2 protein-coding genes are annotated in these 3,087 nt (G+C 72.3%); one reads left to right on the top strand and one right to left on the bottom strand.

Features of this window, described 5'->3' with window-relative positions; genetic code table 11:
• Positions 1–227 precede the first annotated feature (227 nt).
• A complete protein-coding gene (locus H5J30_RS24120; protein WP_181789470.1) occupies positions 228–1,280 on the top strand; it encodes a LacI family DNA-binding transcriptional regulator in 1,053 nt (350 codons plus the stop codon).
• Between the two features lie 104 nt (positions 1,281–1,384).
• Here H5J30_RS24120 and H5J30_RS24115 read toward each other — a convergent pair whose 3' ends face one another.
• Positions 1,385–3,037: a pectate lyase-like domain-containing protein gene (locus H5J30_RS24115; protein ID WP_374101018.1), complete on the bottom strand. Its 1,653-nt coding sequence runs from the start codon at positions 3,035–3,037 to the stop codon at positions 1,385–1,387.
• Positions 3,038–3,087 lie beyond the last annotated feature (50 nt).

Raw genomic sequence — 3,087 nt, 5'->3', positions numbered from 1 at the left:
GACGGCGAGGTGCGTGCGTCTGCGGGTGGGGGAGTGCATCGTGGCTCTCCTCAGGTGGGGGCTGCGTTGCCTGGCATGGTGCTGCGGGGTTCACGAGCCGGAGAGAGCGCTCTCTCGTCGGTGAGGATGGCGGGCCGCCACCGGCCCGTCAAGGGGGCTGCCCGCGTGCGGTGGTCGAATGGGGGAGCGCTCTCTGACCTCCTTTCGCCGGACGGTATAAAGGCTGCATGGCAACAGAAGCTCGGCGGCCCGGCCGCCCCGCCACCCTGGAGGACGTGGCCCGGGTGGCGGGGGTGTCCCGGGCGACGGCCTCCCGGGTCATCAACGGCTCGCCCACCGTCGACGCCGCGCTGCGCCGCAAGGTGGAGGAGGCGATCACCGCCACCAGCTACGCGCCGAACCGCGCCGCCCGCTCCCTGGTGACCCGGCGCACGGACTCCGTGGCGCTGGTGGTCTCCGAGCGCGAACAGCGGCAGCTCGCCACGCCGTTCATCGGCCGGATGTTCACCGACCCGCACTTCGGCCGCGTTGTCAGCGGGCTGCTCCAGGTGCTGCGCCCGGCCGGCATGCAGACCGTGCTGATGGTCGCCGACGACGAGGCGTCGCGCCGGCAGGTGCTCACGTACCTGCGGCAGGGCCACGTCGACGGCGTCGTCCTCATCTCCTCGGACCCGAACGACCCGCTGCCGCGGATGCTCTCCGAAACGGCGCTGCCCACGGTCCTGGCGGGCCGCCCGGGGCGGTCGGCGGCGCTGCCGTACGTCGAGGTGGACCAGCGCGCCGGCGCGCAACTCGCCGCGGAGCGCCTGGTGGCCCAGGGGCGCCGGCTGATCGGCACGGTGGCGGGACCGCAGGACATGCCGGCCGCGCAGGAGCGGCTGGAGGGTTTCCGCGGCGCGCTCGCCGCGCTGGGGGTGACCGGACTCCCGTGGGCGGAGGGCGACTTCACCCGCGCCGGCGGCGCCGCGGCGATGCGCCGGCTGCTCGCGGACCACCCCGGCCTCGACGGGGTGTTCGTCGCCTCCGACCTGATGGCGCTGGGCGTGGTCCCGGTGCTGCTCCGCGCCGGTCGCCGGGTGCCCGAGGACGTGGGCGTGGTCGGGTTCGACGACAGCGAGGCGGCCGAGGCGTCGGAGCCGGCCCTGACGACGGTGCGGCAGCCGGTGGAGGACATGGCCTGCGAGATGGCGCGGCTGCTGCTCCGCCAGATCAGGGAACCCGGCGCCGCGCCCCCCTCGGTGGTCTTCCGCCCCACCCTGGTCGTACGCGAGTCGTCCTGACCCGCACCGCGCGCCCCGGGGGCCGCCGCGGTCCGGCGACCCCCCCGCCCCGCCCCCGGTGTCCGCAGGACCGGGGGCGGGGCTTGCGCACCCGCCGGTGCGGCTCAGGGGTAGGCGACGACCTTGGAGGGGATCGTGTCCGTACCCGAGGTGGGACTGCCGTGGTCGTTGATGACGTGGGCGTACTGCCCCTGACCGCCGAGCGAGACCACCATGATGTTGTGGAACTTGATCCCGGAGCCCGTCGGCGTGGCGAAGCCGTGCTCCTGCACGATGTCCGGGGCGACGTTGTAGTAGCAGTAGCTGCCCATGCCCCAGCCCTCGTGCTGGGTGACGTCGTCGGCGACCTTGTACGCGGCGTAGCCCCGCAGGTCGCCGTTCTGGATGGCGGCCTGGTTCGGGGCGTCGTACGCCTTCTCGTTCTGGAAGAAGATCGTCCGGCCGCGCTCGCCGTTCCACTGCACGTCGTACTTGTTGAAGTGCTCCACGAAGAACCCGGTCATCAGCACGTCGTCGCCGTTGACGACGACGCCGTAGTCGCACCGGTTGGTCTCCCAGCCGACGCCGTCGCCGTGGTCCGCGCGCCACACCCAGGTGTGGTCGACGACCACGTGCCGGCTGTTGATCACCATGCTGGTGGTCGCCTTGCCCGGGCCCGCGCCGCCGATGCGGATGAACACGTCCTGCAGCGTGGTCGGGTTGCTCTCGTGGGCCGCCGACGAGCCCTCGGGGCCCACCTGGAGCAGCACGTCGGAGTTCTGCTGCCCGGCGTCCAGCAGGAAGCCGGCGAGGCGTACCCCGTCGACGTCGGCGACGTTCATGGCGGCGACGCCGCCGTCCGGGATGATCGTGGGGTAGCCGATGCCGAGGACCACGGTGTTCGCCCGGTCGATCTCGATCGGCGCGTCGATGTGGTAGATCCCCGGGGTGAGCAGCAGGTGCTTGCCCTCCTGGAGCGCGGCGTTGATGCTCGCCGCGGTGGCGCCCTCCTTGACGATGTGGAAGTCGGACAGCGGCAGCGACTCGCCCTGCGGGCTGCCGCCGCCCCAGGTGGTGCCGCGGGCGTTGCGGCGCAGCGCGGGGAGGAAGACGCGGTAGTCCGCGCCGTCGATGTAGAGGAACGGCTTCTCGCGGGAGACCGGCGTGGTGTCCAGGGTGGTGTACGGCGGCTCGGGGAAGGACTGCGCCGGCGCGCCCTCGACGCCGGAGAAGACCATGTTCCACACGGCGTTGAGCCAGCCGCCGATGCTGCTGTCGCGGGTGTACCACTGCTGCTGCGAGTACGGCTGCACGGTGCCGTCGATGCGGCTGTCGGCGATGTAGCCGCCGCTGGCCCAGCCGTAGCCGTCGGGCGCGAGGTTGAGGTTGCCGCGTACGTGCATGCGGCGGAAGGGCGCGGCCTGGGAGACGGCGAAGCGGTTGGTGCCGCTGACGGGGCTGAGCGACAGGTTCTCGGCCGAGCGCCAGAAGTTCTGGGTCGCGTTGCCCTGGAACCAGCCGGCGTCCACGGTCACGTCCCCGTTGAAGTGCGTGTCGTCGGGGGACAGGCCGAGGCCGATGATGGAGGTGTAGAAGCCGAGCTGGGCGTTGAGGCCGTTGTACGTGCCGGGCTTGAAGAGCAGCGCGTAGCGGCCGGTGCCGAACTGCGCCGACTCCTGCTGGCGGAAGATCTGGTCCAGCCGGCCCTGGATGTCGGGGGAGGACGGGTCGAAGAAGATCACGTTGGGGCCGAGGTCCGGGTCGGCGAGCGGCCGCACATGCCGTAGTGACCGGCGCCGTAGCTGGCGCCCATCAGCACCGACAGGTG

The organism is Streptomyces phytophilus, from assembly GCF_013870535.1.
Taxonomy (GTDB): Bacteria; Actinomycetota; Actinomycetes; order Streptomycetales; family Streptomycetaceae; genus Streptomyces; species Streptomyces phytophilus.
This window is presented reverse-complemented; position numbering and strand designations above follow the sequence as displayed.